This is a genomic window from Pseudooceanicola pacificus, assembly GCF_009789075.1.
GTDB lineage: Bacteria > Pseudomonadota > Alphaproteobacteria > Rhodobacterales > Rhodobacteraceae > Pseudooceanicola > Pseudooceanicola pacificus.
In genome coordinates, this window is sequence record NZ_WNXQ01000002.1 from 418549 (window position 1) to 433009 (window position 14461).

Annotated in this window: 15 protein-coding genes and 1 tRNA gene; 3 read left to right on the forward strand and 13 right to left on the reverse strand. The window is 67.7% G+C overall.

Annotated features, from left to right (window positions below):
- Window positions 1–41: 41 nt before the first annotated feature.
- On the reverse strand, window positions 42–1082 hold the full coding sequence (locus tag GLS40_RS04995; RefSeq protein ID WP_160381633.1) for a sensor histidine kinase: 1041 nt from the start codon (window positions 1080–1082) through the stop codon (window positions 42–44).
- A 330-nt stretch (window positions 1083–1412) separates the two neighbouring features.
- Here GLS40_RS04995 and GLS40_RS05000 point away from each other — a divergent pair, with 330 nt between their 5' ends.
- A complete protein-coding gene (locus tag GLS40_RS05000) occupies window positions 1413–1709 on the forward strand; it encodes a DUF1330 domain-containing protein (RefSeq protein WP_160381634.1) in 297 nt (98 codons plus the stop codon).
- Window positions 1710–1713: 4 nt separating this feature from the next.
- Here GLS40_RS05000 and GLS40_RS05005 read toward each other — a convergent pair whose 3' ends face one another.
- The 10 genes from GLS40_RS05005 to GLS40_RS05050 all read right to left on the reverse strand — a co-directional run bounded on the left by GLS40_RS05005 (window position 1714) and on the right by GLS40_RS05050 (window position 9958).
- Complete coding sequence (locus GLS40_RS05005; RefSeq protein ID WP_160381635.1) at window positions 1714–2244, reverse strand: gamma carbonic anhydrase family protein; 531 nt, start codon at window positions 2242–2244, stop codon at window positions 1714–1716.
- Window positions 2241–2882: a guanylate kinase gene (gene gmk / locus GLS40_RS05010; RefSeq protein ID WP_160381636.1), complete on the reverse strand. Its 642-nt coding sequence runs from the start codon at window positions 2880–2882 to the stop codon at window positions 2241–2243. The genes GLS40_RS05005 and gmk overlap by 4 nt, the downstream gene beginning before the upstream one ends.
- Before the next feature lie 69 nt (window positions 2883–2951).
- Window positions 2952–4217, reverse strand: a complete 1266-nt coding sequence (locus GLS40_RS05015; protein WP_160381637.1) for a glutamate-5-semialdehyde dehydrogenase — start codon at window positions 4215–4217, stop codon at window positions 2952–2954.
- Between the two features lie 21 nt (window positions 4218–4238).
- Entirely contained in the window at window positions 4239–5372 is a 1134-nt protein-coding gene (gene proB / locus GLS40_RS05020) for a glutamate 5-kinase (protein ID WP_160381638.1), read from the reverse strand.
- Entirely contained in the window at window positions 5360–6406 is a 1047-nt protein-coding gene (gene obgE, locus GLS40_RS05025; protein ID WP_160381639.1) for a GTPase ObgE, read from the reverse strand. Before obgE ends, proB begins: the two co-directional genes overlap by 13 nt.
- A 46-nt stretch (window positions 6407–6452) precedes the next feature.
- Window positions 6453–7046 (reverse strand): GNAT family N-acetyltransferase, encoded by a 594-nt coding sequence (locus tag GLS40_RS05030; protein ID WP_160381640.1) that lies wholly within the window; start codon window positions 7044–7046, stop codon window positions 6453–6455.
- Window positions 7047–7149: 103 nt separating this feature from the next.
- Window positions 7150–7419 (reverse strand): 50S ribosomal protein L27, encoded by a 270-nt coding sequence (gene rpmA, locus GLS40_RS05035; protein ID WP_160381641.1) that lies wholly within the window; start codon window positions 7417–7419, stop codon window positions 7150–7152.
- Between the two features lie 15 nt (window positions 7420–7434).
- Complete coding sequence (locus GLS40_RS05040) at window positions 7435–8067, reverse strand: 50S ribosomal protein L21 (protein WP_160381642.1); 633 nt, start codon at window positions 8065–8067, stop codon at window positions 7435–7437.
- Window positions 8068–8245: 178 nt separating this feature from the next.
- Window positions 8246–9082 (reverse strand): DUF2059 domain-containing protein, encoded by an 837-nt coding sequence (locus GLS40_RS05045; RefSeq protein ID WP_160381643.1) that lies wholly within the window; start codon window positions 9080–9082, stop codon window positions 8246–8248.
- A gap of 42 nt (window positions 9083–9124) precedes the next feature.
- Window positions 9125–9958 carry a DUF2059 domain-containing protein gene (locus GLS40_RS05050; protein WP_160381644.1) on the reverse strand — a complete coding sequence of 278 codons (834 nt, stop codon included), beginning with the start codon at window positions 9956–9958 and terminating at the stop codon, window positions 9125–9127.
- Window positions 9959–10087: 129 nt separating this feature from the next.
- Between GLS40_RS05050 and GLS40_RS05055 the strand changes: the two genes are divergently transcribed.
- Window positions 10088–10177 (forward strand) — tRNA-Ser (locus tag GLS40_RS05055).
- A 519-nt stretch (window positions 10178–10696) separates the two neighbouring features.
- On the opposite strand, the gene GLS40_RS17815 is transcribed toward GLS40_RS05055, so the two are convergent.
- Both GLS40_RS17815 and pdxA read right to left on the reverse strand, forming a co-directional pair.
- Window positions 10697–11383: a beta/alpha barrel domain-containing protein gene (locus tag GLS40_RS17815; RefSeq protein ID WP_202075905.1), complete on the reverse strand. Its 687-nt coding sequence runs from the start codon at window positions 11381–11383 to the stop codon at window positions 10697–10699.
- A complete protein-coding gene (gene pdxA / locus GLS40_RS17820; protein WP_235905773.1) occupies window positions 11380–12372 on the reverse strand; it encodes a 4-hydroxythreonine-4-phosphate dehydrogenase PdxA in 993 nt (330 codons plus the stop codon). The genes GLS40_RS17815 and pdxA overlap by 4 nt, the downstream gene beginning before the upstream one ends.
- Window positions 12373–12708: 336 nt before the next feature.
- Between pdxA and GLS40_RS05065 the strand changes: the two genes are divergently transcribed.
- Complete coding sequence (locus tag GLS40_RS05065) at window positions 12709–14352, forward strand: PRC-barrel domain-containing protein (RefSeq protein ID WP_160381645.1); 1644 nt, start codon at window positions 12709–12711, stop codon at window positions 14350–14352.
- Window positions 14353–14461: the final 109 nt, after the last annotated feature.

Here is a 14461-nt window from a genome sequence, read left to right on the forward strand (position 1 = left end):
CGCCGAAGGGCATCCTGTCGCAGATTGCCCCTGCCCGGCCGTCACAGCGAAGGCAGGATGACCGAGAATCGCGACCCCTCGCCCGGCTCGCTGTCGATGCGCAGCCGCCCGCGGTGGCGGTTCACGATATGCTTGACGATGGCCAGTCCCAGACCCGTCCCGCCCATCTCGCGCGAGCGGTGGCTGTCGACCCGGTAGAAACGTTCCGTCAGGCGCGGCAGGTGCACCAGGTCGATGCCGGGCCCCTTGTCCGCCACGACGATCGAGGCCCCCGGCCCCCGCAGTGCGCCGGTCATGTCGGACCGGGTCAGGGTCACCGACACCTCGCCCCCGGCGCCGCCGTATTTGATCGCGTTCTCGATCAGGTTGGTGAGCACCTGGCGCAGCTGATCCTCGTCCCCCGGCACCACCACGGGCGTGGCGGGCAAGTCGCGCCGCAAGGCGACATGCGCCGAACTGGCCAGCGGATCCAGCCGGTTGAGCACCGAGGCGGTGAGTTCGCTCAGGTCGACACGCGCGGTCGGGCGCATCCGCTCCTCGCTTTCCACCCGGCTGAGCGAGAGCAGGTCCTTGACCAGCCGTTCCATGCGCTCCGCCTCGGCGGCCATGATGCCCAGGAACCGGTCGCGCGCGGCCTCGTCATTGCGGGCCGGGCCGCGCAGCGTCTCGATGAAACCCAGCAGCGCGGTCAGCGGCGTGCGCAGTTCGTGGCTGACATTGGCCACGAAATCGCGCCGCATCTGCCCGGCCTGTTCGACATGGGTCACATCCTCGAACGAGACCAGCACCCCGGTGCCGATGGGCGTGTCGAAGAAGGCGCAATGCACCACAAAGGTGGTGTCCTGCGCCCCGTCATTGGTCAGAAACCGCGCCTGGCGGTCCTGCCTGTCGGCAAAACAGGCCTCCACCGCGTCCAGAACGGCGGGCTGGCGGATCGCGGTGATGAAATGCCGGCCCTGGATTTCGTGGCCCAGCAATTCGGTCGCGCGGCGGTTGGCGGCCACGATCCGCTCGTTCCGCCCGATGATCACGGCGGCCAGCGGCAGGGCGCGCAGAAGGGTGTCGATCGTGTCCTGGGGCATCGCTCGGTCCTCGGCGGTAAAGTCGGGCACGGTATGGCGCGGATCGGACAGGGGCGCCAGTACCGGCGGCGCGAACCGAATCTTAATTCGGGCAGGCTAGACAGGGGGCGATAGTCAGATCGGAGTGCAAATTATGACTGCCTGGCCCCCTCCTGTCCGCCACCTTTGCAAGCTCAGGTTGCAATGGCCGGGCTGACCGCGCGCCTTGCGGCTGAGCACAGGCACTTGCGATCCGCCGGGGGCGGTGTCAGGGGCCCGCACGGTGTTGACCGGGGCGGGCAATTGCGCCACGCTTCCGCCCGGTTGGGGGCATCTTCACCCGGGGTGAACATGCCGTGTTACGTGATAGCGCATCTGCGATTCTCCGATAGATCGGAATTCCGCACGGCGCAGGCCAAATTTGCACGTATCTTCCGTGAAGCGGGCGCACGCCTGCTTGCCGCGGACGAGGAACCGCATTGTGTCGAGGGCGACCTGACCGCGGACCGCATCGTCATGGTCGAATTCCCCTCGGTCGCGGTTGCCACGGCCTTCCTGGACTCGCCCGAATACGATCAGCTGCGCCGGGACCGCGCGGTGATGGCCGACGCGACCTCCGTCTTCATCCGGGGCATCGACAGCGCCTGAGGCCTCAGCCGATGGCCGTCAGCGTCTCGCGGAACCGGCGCATATTGGCCTGGTAGCCCTCGGCCGACTTTTTCAGCCGCGCGGCCCATTCCGGCCCCAGCTCCTTGACCACCTTGCCGGGGGAGCCCAGGACCATCGAATTGTCAGGGATCACCTTGCCCTCGGTGATCAGCGCGCCGGCCCCGATCAGGCAGTTGCTGCCGATCACCGCGTTGTTCAGGATCGTCGCGCCCATCCCGATCAGCGAGTTCTCTCCGATGGTGCAGCCGTGCAGCATCGCCTTGTGCCCGATGGTGCAGTTGCGCCCGACGGTCAGCGGGCAGCCCATGTCGGTGTGCAGCACGCAGTTTTCCTGCACGTTCGACCCCTCGCCGATCACGATGCGTTCGTTGTCGCCACGCAGGGTGCTGCCGAACCAGACCGAGGATCCCGAATGCAGGATGATCTGCCCGATCACATTGGCATCCGGCGCGACCCAGTAATCGCCGTCCTCGGGGAATTGCGGGGCAAGGTTGCCCAAGGCGTAGATGGTCATGATGTCTCCTCGAATTCCGCCTGCAGCTTGCGGACATGGGCGGTAATGCCCGGTTGCTGGCTCCGCCTGAGGCGCGCGGCCGTCAGGATGGCGCGCAGCTTGTCCTCCGTCGCGTCCAGATCGTCGTTGACCAGCACGTAATCGTAACCGTCCCAGTGGCTGATCTCGTCCCAGCTCTTCTGCATCCGCTTGGCGATGACCTCGTCGCTGTCCTGCCCGCGCGTGCGCAGACGGCGGTGCAGCTCGGCGATCGAGGGCGGCAGGATGAAGATCGACAGCGTGTGCTGGCCAAGTGCCGAGTTGCGGATCTGCTGCGCGCCCTGCCAGTCGATGTCAAACAGCACGTCCTCGCCCCGGTCGATGGCCTCTTGCACGATGGCGCGGGGCGAGCCGTAGAAATTGCCGAAGACATGGGCATGCTCCAGCATCCCGCCATCGCTCACCCGCGCCTTGAAGGTTGCCTCGTCCATGAAGTGGTAATGCTGCCCGTCGACCTCGCCGGGCCGGGGCGCTCGGGTGGTGGCCGAGACCGAGAAGCGGATCGTCGGGTCCCAGTCCACCAGGCGGCGCGAGAGCGTGGATTTCCCCGCGCCCGAGGGCGAAGAGAGGATGATGAGCAGGCCGCGGCGGTCGGACATCGTGATCCCGGAACTGGCTATGGTTTCCAGCGGGATGGCATCAAACGCGCGCGGAGGCAACCGCGCGGATCATTTCCGCAGGGTGCCGTTGCCCTCGACCAGGTATTTGAAGCTGGTGAGCTGTTCCGCCCCGACCGGCCCGCGCGCATGCATTTTGCCGGTGGCGATGCCGATCTCGGCACCCATGCCGAACTCTCCGCCATCGGCGAACTGGGTCGAGGCGTTGCGCATCAGGATCGCGCTGTCCAGCCGCTCAAAGAAATGCGCGGCCGCCTGATCGTCGGCGGTGATGATCGCATCGGTGTGGTTCGAACCGTAGGTGCGGATATGCTCGATCGCCTCATCCACGCCGTCGACGAGCTTGACCGCACAGATCATGTCCAGGAATTCGCGCCCGAAATCATCGGCTTGCGCGGGCACGACGCCCTTGACCTTGGTCAGCTCCCCTGCCCCGCGCACCTCGACCCCGGCCTTGATCAGCGCCTCGGCCAGGATGGGCCCGTGCTGGGTGTAGAACCGCCAGTCGATCAGCAGGCATTCCATCGCACCGCAGATGCCGGTGCGCCGGGTCTTGGCGTTCAGCACGACCTCAAGCGCCATCACCGGATCCGCCGTGGCGCCGACGTAGATGTGGCAGATGCCCTCCAGATGCGCAAAGACCGGCACCCGCGCCTCGCGCTGCACCAGACCCACCAGCCCCTTGCCCCCGCGCGGCACGATCACGTCGATATGGTCGGTCATGGTCAGCATCTCGCTGACCGCCGCGCGGTCCCGTGTGGGCACCAGCTGGATCGAGGCCTCGGGCAGATGCGCGGCCTTGAGCCCGTCGACCAGGCAGGCATGGATCGCGGTCGAGCTGTGGAAACTTTCCGACCCGCCGCGCAGGATCACCGCATTGCCCGATTTCAGGCACAGCGCGCCGGCATCGGCGGTCACATTGGGGCGGCTTTCGTAGATCACGCCGATCACGCCAAGCGGCGTGCGCACCCGGCGGATATGCAGGCCCGAGGGCATGTCCCATTCCGCCATCACCTGGCCCACCACCTCGGGCTGGGCGGCGACGTTGCGCAGCCCCTCGGCCATCGCGCGGATCCGCTGACTGTCGAGCATCAGGCGGTCCATCATCGCCGCCGACAGGCCCTTTTCCTCGCTATAGACGAGGTCCTCGGCATTGGCGTCGAGGATCTCGCCCTCGCGCGCGACGATCGCATCGGCGGCCGAGATCAGCGCGGCATGACGGCGGTCCGGTGCGGCACAGGCCAGCTCGGCCGAGGCCGCCTTGGCCGCGTCGCCGATCCCGCGCATGATCTCGGGGATAGTTTCCAGGTCCTTCATCGCCCAGCTCCTTTTGCCGTCCTAGATCGCCATGTCGTCGCGATGCACCAGCGCCGCCCGGCCGGGATAGCCGAGCAATGCCTCGATTTCCTGACTGCGGTGGCCCCGGATCGCCCGCGCCTCGTCCGCAGTATAGCGCGTCAGGCCCAGGCCCAGAACCGCGCCGTCCGGCCCCGCGATGGAGACCGGATCGCCGCGCCCGAACCGCCCCGTGACGGCCGTGACCCCGGCGGGCAGCAGCGAGCGGCCCTCGCTCATCGCCTTCACCGCGCCGGCATCCAGCGTGAGCGTGCCCTTGGGCTTCATCGCGCCGATCCAGCGCTTGCGGGCGGCCTGCGGGTCCTCCTGCGCGGTGAACCAGGTGCAGGGCGCGCCATTTTCGAGCATAGACAATGCATTACGAGCCGTTCCTAACGTAATGCACAGGGCGCAGCCGGCCACGGTCGCGGTCTTGGCGGCCATCAGCTTGGTCTTCATCCCGCCCTTGGACAGGCCCGATCCGGCATCGCCGGCCATCGCCTCAAGCTGCGGGGTGATGCGGTCGACCACGTCGAAGCGCTGCGCCTGTGCATCCTCGTTGGGATTGGCGGAATAGAAACCGTCGACATCCGAGAGCAGCACCACCTGATCGGCCCCCACCGTCACTGCCACCTGCGCGGCCAGCCGGTCGTTGTCGCCATAGCGGATTTCGTCGGTGGCGATGGTGTCGTTCTCGTTCACGATGGGCATGGCGCCAAGCGAGAGCAGCGTTTCCAGCGTGGCGCGCGAGTTCAGATAGCGCCGCCTATCAGCGGAATCCTCAAGCGTCACAAGCACCTGCGCGATGCGGATGCCGTGGGGCGAAAGCACGCGCTCATAGGCGGCGGCCAGGCCGATCTGGCCCACAGCGGCGGCGGCCTGCGACTGTTCCAGCGGCAGGGCACCCTGCCCCAGGCCCAGCACGCCGCGGCCCAGGGCGATGGAGCCCGAAGACACCAGGATCACATCCGTCCCCCGGGACCGGATCCGCGCGACATCCTCGGCCAGCCCCTCCAGCCAGTCGGCGCGCAGCGCGCCGGTCACCCGGTCGACCAGCAGGGCCGAGCCGATCTTGACGACCAGCCGTTTCGCCTGCGCCAGCGCGGGCTTGCGGGTCTCGACGGTCAGGGACGCCATTCCGCCTGCTCCTCCTCCTCGCCATCCTCGTCGCGGCGGCGCAGCCGGTCCTCGCGGATCCGCGACTTCAGCGCGCGCAGCACCTCGGTCAGCCCCTCGCCGCTGACGCCGGACATGAGCATCACCTCGCAACCCGCTGTTTCTTCAAGTTCTTCCTTCAGAAACTTGCGCTCTTCCTCGTCCAGCGCGTCGATCTTGTTCAACACCACGATGCGCGGCTTGTCCTCCAGCCCCGCGCCGTAGTTCGAGATCTCTTCGAGGATGGTCTCGTAATCCTCCAGCAGGGTGCCGGAGGTCCCGTCGACCAGATGCAGCAGCACCGCGCAGCGTTCGATATGGCCCAGGAACAGATCGCCGAGCCCGCGCCCTTCCGAGGCGCCCTCGATCAGCCCGGGGATGTCGGCCACGACAAATTCGGCCCCGTCCACGCCCACGACCCCCAGATTCGGATGCAGCGTGGTAAACGGGTAATCCGCGATCTTGGGCCGCGCGTTCGACGTGGCGGCCAGGAAGGTCGACTTGCCCGCGTTCGGCAGGCCCAGCAGGCCCGCGTCGGCGATCAGCTTCAGGCGCAGCCAGATCGTCCGCTCGACCCCTTCCTGCCCCGGATTGGCGCGGCGCGGGGCCTGGTTGGTCGATGTCTTGAAATGCGCATTGCCAAAGCCGCCGTTGCCGCCCTTGGCCAGCAGGACGCGCTCTCCGGCCTCGGTCAGGTCGGCGAGCACGGTTTCCTCGTCCTCGTCCAGGATCTCGGTGCCGACGGGCAGGCGCAGCACGATGTCGTCCCCGCCCGAGCCGGTGCGGTTGCGGCCCATGCCGTGCTGGCCGTTCTGGGCAAAGAAATGCTGCTGATAGCGAAAGTCAATGAGCGTGTTCAGCCCCTCGACCGCCTCGGCCCAGACGTCGCCGCCATTGCCGCCGTCACCGCCATCCGGCCCGCCGAATTCGATGAACTTCTCGCGGCGGAAACTGACCGAACCGCCGCCGCCCGAACCGGAGCGGATATAGACCTTTGCGAGATCGAGGAATTTCATGTCTCTCTCCTGCCGCAAGGTCCGTTACCCTACCGGACGGTGCGGCTCAATCCTGTTTTCGGGACTTCAGCGCCAGGCTGTACGTCCAGGTGGGCAGGGTTCCGCCCCGGGCGACCGAAAAGACCTCGGCATCGCCCAGGTACTGGAACCCGCAATTTGTCAGCACCCGGGCCGAGGCCGGGTTGTCCTGGAACACCGTGCCAAACAGCGTGCGGCAGTCCAGCGGGTTGGCGGCGACCATCGCCGCCACGGCAGCCGAGGCGACGCCGGTGTTCCACCAGACCGGGGCGACCCAGTACGAGATCTCGGCCTGCAGCCCCTCGGGCGATGGTGGAAAGCGGCTGTCGCGCGAGGTGTCGATGCGGGTCAGCCCGATCAGCCCCATCACCTCGGGCCGGTCGCTTGGGGTGCCGTCGATGGCCCAGACGTCTTCGTCCCGGTTGGGGCTCTGGGCGCGGCGGATGAAATCCTCTGTCGCGCCGGGCGGCAGCGGGTGCGGGACCGAACGGGTCATCCGCGCGACACGCTCGTCGCCCGCGTTCAGCCGGATCAGCCCGGCATCCGAGGCGCGCAGTGGGCGCAGAACGAATCCCTCCCCGGCAATCACGGCCTGTTTGTCCATCGTCTGGTCGGGCGTCATGGGCGTCTCTCCTCCCGCATCCCCGGGTCTCGTCCCCACACACGAAACGGGGGACCGGCACTGTGCCGATCCCCCATCTGTGTCATCAGACCTTTAGGTCGGCTTACTCAGCGGCCTCCGCCGTTGGCAGAACCGAAATAAAGGTGCGGCCCTTGAGGCCCTTGTGGAACTTCACATTGCCGTCGACGGTCGCGAAAATGGTGTGGTCCTTGCCCAGGCCCACGCCTTCGCCCGGCCACCACTTGGTGCCGCGCTGCCGGCAGAGGATGTTCCCGGCGATGACCGATTCACCGCCGTATTTCTTGATGCCGAGGCGGCGACCGATGGAGTCGCGGCCGTTGCGGGAGCTACCGCCAGCTTTCTTGTGTGCCATCTGTCGTGTCTCCTCTTACTTGGCCAGGTCTTTGGCCTGGTCGACCCAGCCCTCGCGCTCGATACGGCCCTTGAACGACAGCTTTTCGTCCATCTCGGCGATATCGGCCTCGGTCCAGGCGGCGATCTGCGCAAAGGTCGTCACACCGGCCTCGTGCAGTTTCTTTTCCAGCGCCGGGCCGACGCCCGACAGCTTCTTCAGGTCATCTGCGCCGGATGCGGCTTCGGCCTTGGGGGCCGCGGTCGCGGTCGGTGCAGCGGCAGCGGCCGGAGCAGCGGCGGCTTTCGGAGCCGAACCTGCGCCCAGGGCTGCCTTGACGCCCGATGCGCCTGCGCCCGAGGACAGGATGTCGGTCACGCGGAGCAGCGTCAGCTGCTGGCGGTGGCCCTTGGTGCGCTGCGAGGAATGCTTCCGGCGGCGCTTGACGTAGTGGATGACCTTGTCGCCCTTGATCTGGTCGACCACCTCGGCCTGCACGGCCGCATCGTCGACAAGGGGCGCGCCCAGGACGGTGTCATCACCGCCGAGCATCAGGATCTCATTGAACTGGACTTTCTCGCCGGCGTCAGCCGCCAGCTTTTCGACGCGAAGCAGGTCGCCCGATTGGACCTTGTACTGCTTGCCGCCGGTCTTGAGGACCGCAAACATCTTGCTCTTCCTTCGTATACCGCGTCCTGTGGTCCCCTTGCGGGCGTTTCCGGGGCATCGCCCCACCGGCAGACAGCGCGCCCCATACGGGCGTCATTTCAATAACCCGGCACGGGCCAGGGCCCGGTCAGGAAGCTGGCGTATGCACGCGAAGCCCGGCGAAGTCAAGGGGCCGGGGTCACAGATCCTGGCCCGACATCTGATAGGCCACGGCCAGGCCAAGCGCATGGTAGACGTCGTTATACATCCGCTCGAACCCCATGAAGAGCGCACTGTTCAGCCTCTGGCCCGGCTCGGTCGCCGACAGGTCGACATAGGCGCGCAGATCGTCGTCGCTGAGCGGTTCATAGGCCATCAGCAGAAAGGCGCGCAGCCAGCTGATAGTGTCGCTGCGGGTCTGCGCCTCCTGGGCCCAGACCTCGGCCAGCATCTCTTCGTCCGTCATCTCGAATGTGCCGGTCTCGGTCAGGCCCTGATAGAAGCGGTAGTTGGAATTCAGCGCGCCCATCACGTTGAATTCCACCAGGTCGTTCACCTCGATATAGCGGTCGATCAGCGCCAGCCGCGATGCCGGCGTGTCGGGGTCGCTCACCTGGCGGCGGGCGGCCTCTTCCGTCGCCGGGTCGAGGAAGGCGCGGCGGGCGTCCAGCTCCAGCTCGGCGATGCGGCTGCCCGTCTCGCCCTGGAAGAAGTCGATCAGCGGGGCGATCTCGGCCCCCTCGATATCGCTGCGAAAGGCGGCTTTCATCGCCGCCTCCATCTTGGCGGGGTCGTAGATCCGCCGCATCAGCTGCGCCCAACTGTCGCCCGGCGGAAAGGCCAGATAGTCGAAGGCCAGCGATTCCGACTGGGCCATCCCCTCGTCCCGCATCAGCGCGATCATCTCGGGCAGCTTGAGCGCGGTGTATAGCCGGTCGACCCCGTCATCGGCCCCTGCCCTGAGCGGCGCCAGACTCAGCAGCGCCAGCGCAAGACACAGAACCACGGTCCCGGCGGCCTGACGCAATGGTGTCATGGATTGGGCCCTTTCGCTCGGCAGTTACAGGCCCGAAAAGCCCTAGAGTTCCTGGCCCGGGTCAAGCGCGGCCATGCGCCCCGCGACGACTTCGAACCTGTTCGCCATGATCTCGTACTGCACGGCGTTCATCAATTCGTAAACCTCCTGCATCAAAGGCTGTTCCAGCGCTTCGGCATAGTCGGTCAGTTCGGCATCGCTGAAATCGCGATAGGCGCCGGCGGATGCGGCCAGGCTCGACAGGCGCATGTCGGCCTTCAGCTCGTCGGCCTGCTCTGCCTGCATGGCGCGCAGCCCGTCCTCGTCGACCTTCATCTGGATGATCCCGGCATCGCGGGCCGCAATCAGGAACCGGAATTCGATCTCCTGCACCGCGCGCACCGAATTGCCGTCGGCGTCGATCGCATCGCTCATCCGTTCCAGGATCGCGACCCGTTCGGGATTGTCCCGCTGCAACTCGGCCAGGATGTCGCGGCCCGAGGCCTGCTTGTCCTTCGAATCGGTCATGTGCGAGGCGTTCTCGGCCGCGACCAGCCGCTGGCCCAGATCGGTGGCATAGAACTGCGCCGCGTGGGTCAGCGCCTCGTCGCTCAGGGTCCCGGCGAGGATGTCCATCGCCATGCCCTGCATTTCTTTCACGTCGAACACCTCGTTCGCCAGCCGGGTCCAGCTGGCGCCGAAGTCGCGGGCCTCGAAGCCCAGCATCCGGGGGGCGTCGGCGGCCGAGAGCTTGATGCTCTCCAGCGCGACGTCGAACCCCGTCACGTTGAGGAAGGCGCGCAGTCGGTCGCGGTCGGCGGCGGCCGAGGCGGCAACCGAGCCGACCACCATGACGGCGGCGGCAACGAGGGTAGGAATATGGCGCAGGACTCGCATCGTGACGGCTCCTCTGGACCGGTCTGCTCTTGGTTCCTGCAAACCTAGGACATTTGCTGCGCCACGCAACGCAATTCCCCCCTTGCGGGCCGCCGGGATTGCCATTAGAGGGAGCCCCCAGACCCCCGCGGAGAGGTGCCGGAGTGGTCGAACGGGGCGGTCTCGAAAACCGTTGAAGGTGCAAGCCTTCCCAGGGTTCGAATCCCTGTCTCTCCGCCACATTCCCCTTGGGAATGTCCGCAATACGCTGAAATGACATAAGAATTTTCGCCAGTTGGCGGGCCGCAAGGCCGCCGCGGCGCCTGGCGTGTCTGCCGTCCGCCTGCCCCGTGGTGCCTGTCGGTGCCGCGCGGCTGGCCTGCCGACTGCACTGGCCCGCTGCCCCGGAACACTCCAATTCGTGATCGGCGGCGAGGTGCCGCCTGCCCGATGGCTTGGCGATGGCCCTGCCCGGTGACGCAGATGGGGGCCGCCGTTCCGGCAGGGCGCTGGCCCCGCTGCGGGACTTGCGCGCCCCGACGGCGGCGTTGGGTTGGTTGCGCAGAGGCCCCTGTTCGATGTCCAAGCCCGATCCGCCGACCGCCGGGCCGCAGCGCAGCCTTTCCGTCAGGATCGGGTTCCGTTGCCGGGCATGGCGGCTGGCGCCCTGCCCCGCACAGCCGCCTTTGCCTGTACGCCCTTGACTGGCACAAGGAACGGTCGATCCGGCCGGCCCTCGCGACCGGACCGGGGCGCGGCTCAGCCCGCCGGAAAGGCGATGTCGCTGGCCTGCCGTATGCTGGCCAGTTGCCCGGCCAGCCCGGGGGCCCGGGCCGGAAACACGCCATCCAGCGCCGCCGTGCCCACGGTGAACCCCGCCGCACCGCAGCCTGCCAGTTCCGCGATGCGGTCCGGCCCGTCGACGGATCCCGCCACGATCACCGGCTTGGGCGTCACCGCGCAGACTGCCCGGATCAGCGCCGGGACATCCCCGGCAAACCGCCAGGCCAGCAGGTCCAGCCCGTGCACCCCGTCAAGCGCCGCCAGACGCGCGGCCGAGGCGAGGATGTCGCCGGCCGGCCCGTGCAGCACCGATGGCAGGCCGCTGATCCGGCCCGGAAAGGGCATGTAGCGGATGCCGCTGCCGGTCAGCTCGGGCAGGACGCTGTCGGCATTGGTCCCGCCCAGCAACACATCCACCCCGATCCGCCGGGCCGCCCGGGCCGAGGCGACCTCGCTCGCGCGGTCCTCCGACACCACTTCGAGGTAGCAGACTCCCCCGGCCTCGCGAATCCGGTCGCGCAGGCGTTGCAGCTGCGGGACCGGCAGGCCGATGTCCTTGAACCCGATGTGGCGGATGCCGCAGGCCAGCGCCGTCTCCAGATGCTCTGCCGCGTCCTGAACCGTCCGGTCGTTCCGCGTGAGCATGAAGACGAAACCGATCATGCCGTCTCTCGCGCCCTGGCCAGTTGGCGCGCCATGCGCAGGGCCGCAATCAGGCTGTCGGGCGAGGCGATGCCCTGCCCCGCGATGTCGAAGGCCGTCCCGTGATCGGGCGAGGTGCGCACGAAGGGCAGCCCAAGCGTCACGTTCACCCCCTTCTCGAGCCCGAGGTATTTCACCGGGATCAGCCCCTGATCGTGATATTGCGCGACCACCACGTCGAACTTGCCGGTGCGCGCGGCCATGAAGACCGTGTCGCCCGGCCAGGGCCCCGAAGCGTCGATCCCCTCGGCCCGGGCGGCGGCGATGGCGGGGGCGATGATCTCGATCTCCTCGCGCCCGAACAGCCCGCCCTCGCCCGCATGGGGGTTCAGCCCCGCCACGGCGACGCGCGGATGGGCGATGCCGAAGGCGCGGCAGCCCTCATGCGCCAGGCGGATGGCCGACATCTGGGCGTCGAAATCGGCCTGTGCGATGGCATCGCGCAGGGCCACGTGGATGGTCACCAGAACGGTGCGGATCTCGTCATTGGCCAGCATCATGGCGACCCGCCTGGCGCCGCCGTGATGGGCCAGCATCTCGGTATGGCCGGGAAAGCCGATGCCCGCGGCCGACAGCGCCTCCTTGTGGATCGGGGCGGTGACAAGGCCCGCGACATGGCCGGCGCGCGCCAGTTCGATGCCGCGCAGGATGGCATCCGCCGCCGCCTGCCCGGCATGGGCCGAGACCTCGCCATAGGCGGGCGCCGCGACGTCAGCCCCGGCCTGCAGAACGCGGATGTGGCGGGGCGAGGCGGGGCGGTCCTGCGGGCCTGCGACGCGCTGCACCTGCCAGCCGGGCGCAACCAGGGCCACCGCCCGTTCCACCGCCGCGCGGGTGCCGATGATCAGCGCATCGCCCGCCTCGGGGCCTGTCATGGCGCGGACCGAAATTTCCGGGCCGATGCCCGCTGGATCGCCCATCGTGATCGCGAGGGGGAGCGTGTTGTGCAATTGTGACCTCACCGTACAGCCGCATTCACCGTCGGCCGCCTGCGCTCAGGATAGGACCGCAGCGGGTTTGGGCAAAGATGCAATTCGGGCTCCGCGCGGAAATGGCACGGGCCTGCTTGATGTTTTGCATGAATATCATCTCGCAATATCCTGTTATTAAAATAGTTTCTTAAGATACTGGCTCGCTGAATGTGCCGTGGGTTCAGCCGCGCCGGGACGGGGTTCGCCGTCAAGGCAATCGTGAACGGGCGTGATGTGCGGCGGAACATTTCCGCTCAACCCCACGTTGGCCCTGCAGACAGCGGCGCCGGACGTGCCGCACCACGGGAGTTATTCATGCGACACCTCATGCTCACGACGGCGCTTGTCGCCGCTTCTGCCTTCCCCGCGATGGCCCAGACGGCCAGCAGCACGGATCTGTTCCGCTCGGCCCCTGCCGCGACCGAAATCCGCGCCTCGGATTTCATTGGCATGCGCGTCTATGCCGCCACCGAGCGCCCCGAGGGCGATGCCTTCGCCGCAGCCGACGGCTGGGACGCGATCGGCGAGATCAACGACGTGATCCTGAACCGCAACGGCTCGGTCGACGCGGTGCTGGTGGACATCGGCGGCTTCCTCGGGATCGGGGAACGCCAGGTCGCGCTGAAGATGGATGCGATCGACTTCATCGCCGACGATTCGACGGAGGATTCGGGGGATTTCTTCCTGGTTCTGACGGCCAACCGCGAGGCTCTGGAAGGTGCTCCGGCCTATTCCGCCACTGCCCCTGACCCCGCGCTGACCGCCCAGGCACCGACCCCGGCGCCTGTGGCCGAGCAGCCCGTGGCCGAAGACACGGCTGCCGCCGAGACCGAGCAGCCGAAGGCCGAGGACACGGCTGCCGCCGAGACCGAGGAACCTAAGGCCGAAGACACGGCTGCCGCCGAGACCGAGCAGCCGAAGGCCGAGGACACGGCTGCCGCCGAGACCGCAGAGCCGAAAGCCGAAGACAAAGCTGCTGCCGCATCCGAGGAGCCGAAAGTCGAGGACACGGCTGCCGCCGAGACCGAGCAGCCGAAGGCCGAGGATACGGCTGCCGCCGAGACCGAGCAGCCGAAGGCCGAGGATACGGCTGCCGCCGAGACCGCACAGCCGCAAGCCGAAGACACGGCTGCTGCCGAGACCGAAGAACCGAAGGCTGAGGACACGGCTGCCGCTGAAACCGCAGAGCCGAAAGCCGAAGACACGGCTGCCGCCGAGACCGAGGAACCGAAGGCCGAGGACACAGCTGCCGCCGCGACCGAGGAACCGAAAGCCGAGGATACGGCTGCCGCCGAGACCGAGGAACCGAAGGCTGAGGATACGGCTGCCGCTGAAACCGCAGAGCCGAAGGCCGGGGATACGGCTGCCGCCGAGACCGAGGAACCGAAGGCCGAGGACATGGCTGCCGCTGAAACCGCAGAGCCGAAAGCCGAAGACACGGCTGCCGCCGAGACCGAGGAACCGAAGGCCGAAGACACGGCTGCCGCTGAAACCGCAGAACCGAAGGCCGAGGATACGGCTGCCGCTGAAACCGCAGAGCCGAAGGCCGAGGATACGGCTGCTGCCGAGAGCGCAGAACCGAAGGCCGAAGACACAGCAGCCGCCGAAACAGCTGCTCCCGCAGCGGCTCCGGCCGCGCGGCGGATCGCTCCGGATGACCTGACCGGCTATCAGATCACCGACGCGGCATCGGTCACAAGCGAAGAGCTGACCGGCGCGCGGGTCTACGATGCGAACGACAAGTGGGTCGGCGAGGTCTCGCAACTGGTGACCGATGACGGCGGCAAGATCACCGATGCGGTGGTCGATGTGGGCGGCTTCCTGGGCCTGGGCGAAAAGCCCGTGGCGGTGCAGATCAAGGACCTTGAAATCCTGCGCAAGGACAGTGACCGGGGCCTGCGGGTCTATACCGCCCTGGTCGAGGACCAGCTGGAAGAACTCCCCGAGTTTTCCAGGTAAGCCGACGCGCCGATCGGAACCGGGCCCCGCCGCGCCGATGCGCTGGCGGGGCTTCGACGTCGCGTCACCCGGCGCGGGCCGGGGAACCCCCGGGCTCCGGGCGGCGTTG

Excerpts from the sequence above, each read along its gene's own strand:
- GLS40_RS04995 (WP_160381633.1), bottom strand. The coding sequence starts at position 1,082 with ATGCCCCAGGACACGATCGACACCCTTCTGCGCGCCCTGCCGCTGGCC.
- GLS40_RS05000 (WP_160381634.1), top strand. The coding sequence starts at position 1,413 with ATGCCGTGTTACGTGATAGCGCATCTGCGATTCTCCGATAGATCGGAA.
- GLS40_RS05005 (WP_160381635.1), bottom strand. The coding sequence starts at position 2,244 with ATGACCATCTACGCCTTGGGCAACCTTGCCCCGCAATTCCCCGAGGAC.
- gmk (WP_160381636.1), bottom strand. The coding sequence starts at position 2,882 with ATGTCCGACCGCCGCGGCCTGCTCATCATCCTCTCTTCGCCCTCGGGC.
- GLS40_RS05015 (WP_160381637.1), bottom strand. The coding sequence starts at position 4,217 with ATGAAGGACCTGGAAACTATCCCCGAGATCATGCGCGGGATCGGCGAC.
- proB (WP_160381638.1), bottom strand. The coding sequence starts at position 5,372 with ATGGCGTCCCTGACCGTCGAGACCCGCAAGCCCGCGCTGGCGCAGGCG.
- obgE (WP_160381639.1), bottom strand. The coding sequence starts at position 6,406 with ATGAAATTCCTCGATCTCGCAAAGGTCTATATCCGCTCCGGTTCGGGC.
- GLS40_RS05030 (WP_160381640.1), bottom strand. The coding sequence starts at position 7,046 with ATGACGCCCGACCAGACGATGGACAAACAGGCCGTGATTGCCGGGGAG.
- rpmA (WP_160381641.1), bottom strand. The coding sequence starts at position 7,419 with ATGGCACACAAGAAAGCTGGCGGTAGCTCCCGCAACGGCCGCGACTCC.
- GLS40_RS05040 (WP_160381642.1), bottom strand. The coding sequence starts at position 8,067 with ATGTTTGCGGTCCTCAAGACCGGCGGCAAGCAGTACAAGGTCCAATCG.
- GLS40_RS05045 (WP_160381643.1), bottom strand. The coding sequence starts at position 9,082 with ATGACACCATTGCGTCAGGCCGCCGGGACCGTGGTTCTGTGTCTTGCG.
- GLS40_RS05050 (WP_160381644.1), bottom strand. The coding sequence starts at position 9,958 with ATGCGAGTCCTGCGCCATATTCCTACCCTCGTTGCCGCCGCCGTCATG.
- GLS40_RS17815 (WP_202075905.1), bottom strand. The coding sequence starts at position 11,383 with ATGATCGGTTTCGTCTTCATGCTCACGCGGAACGACCGGACGGTTCAG.
- GLS40_RS05065 (WP_160381645.1), top strand. The coding sequence starts at position 12,709 with ATGCGACACCTCATGCTCACGACGGCGCTTGTCGCCGCTTCTGCCTTC.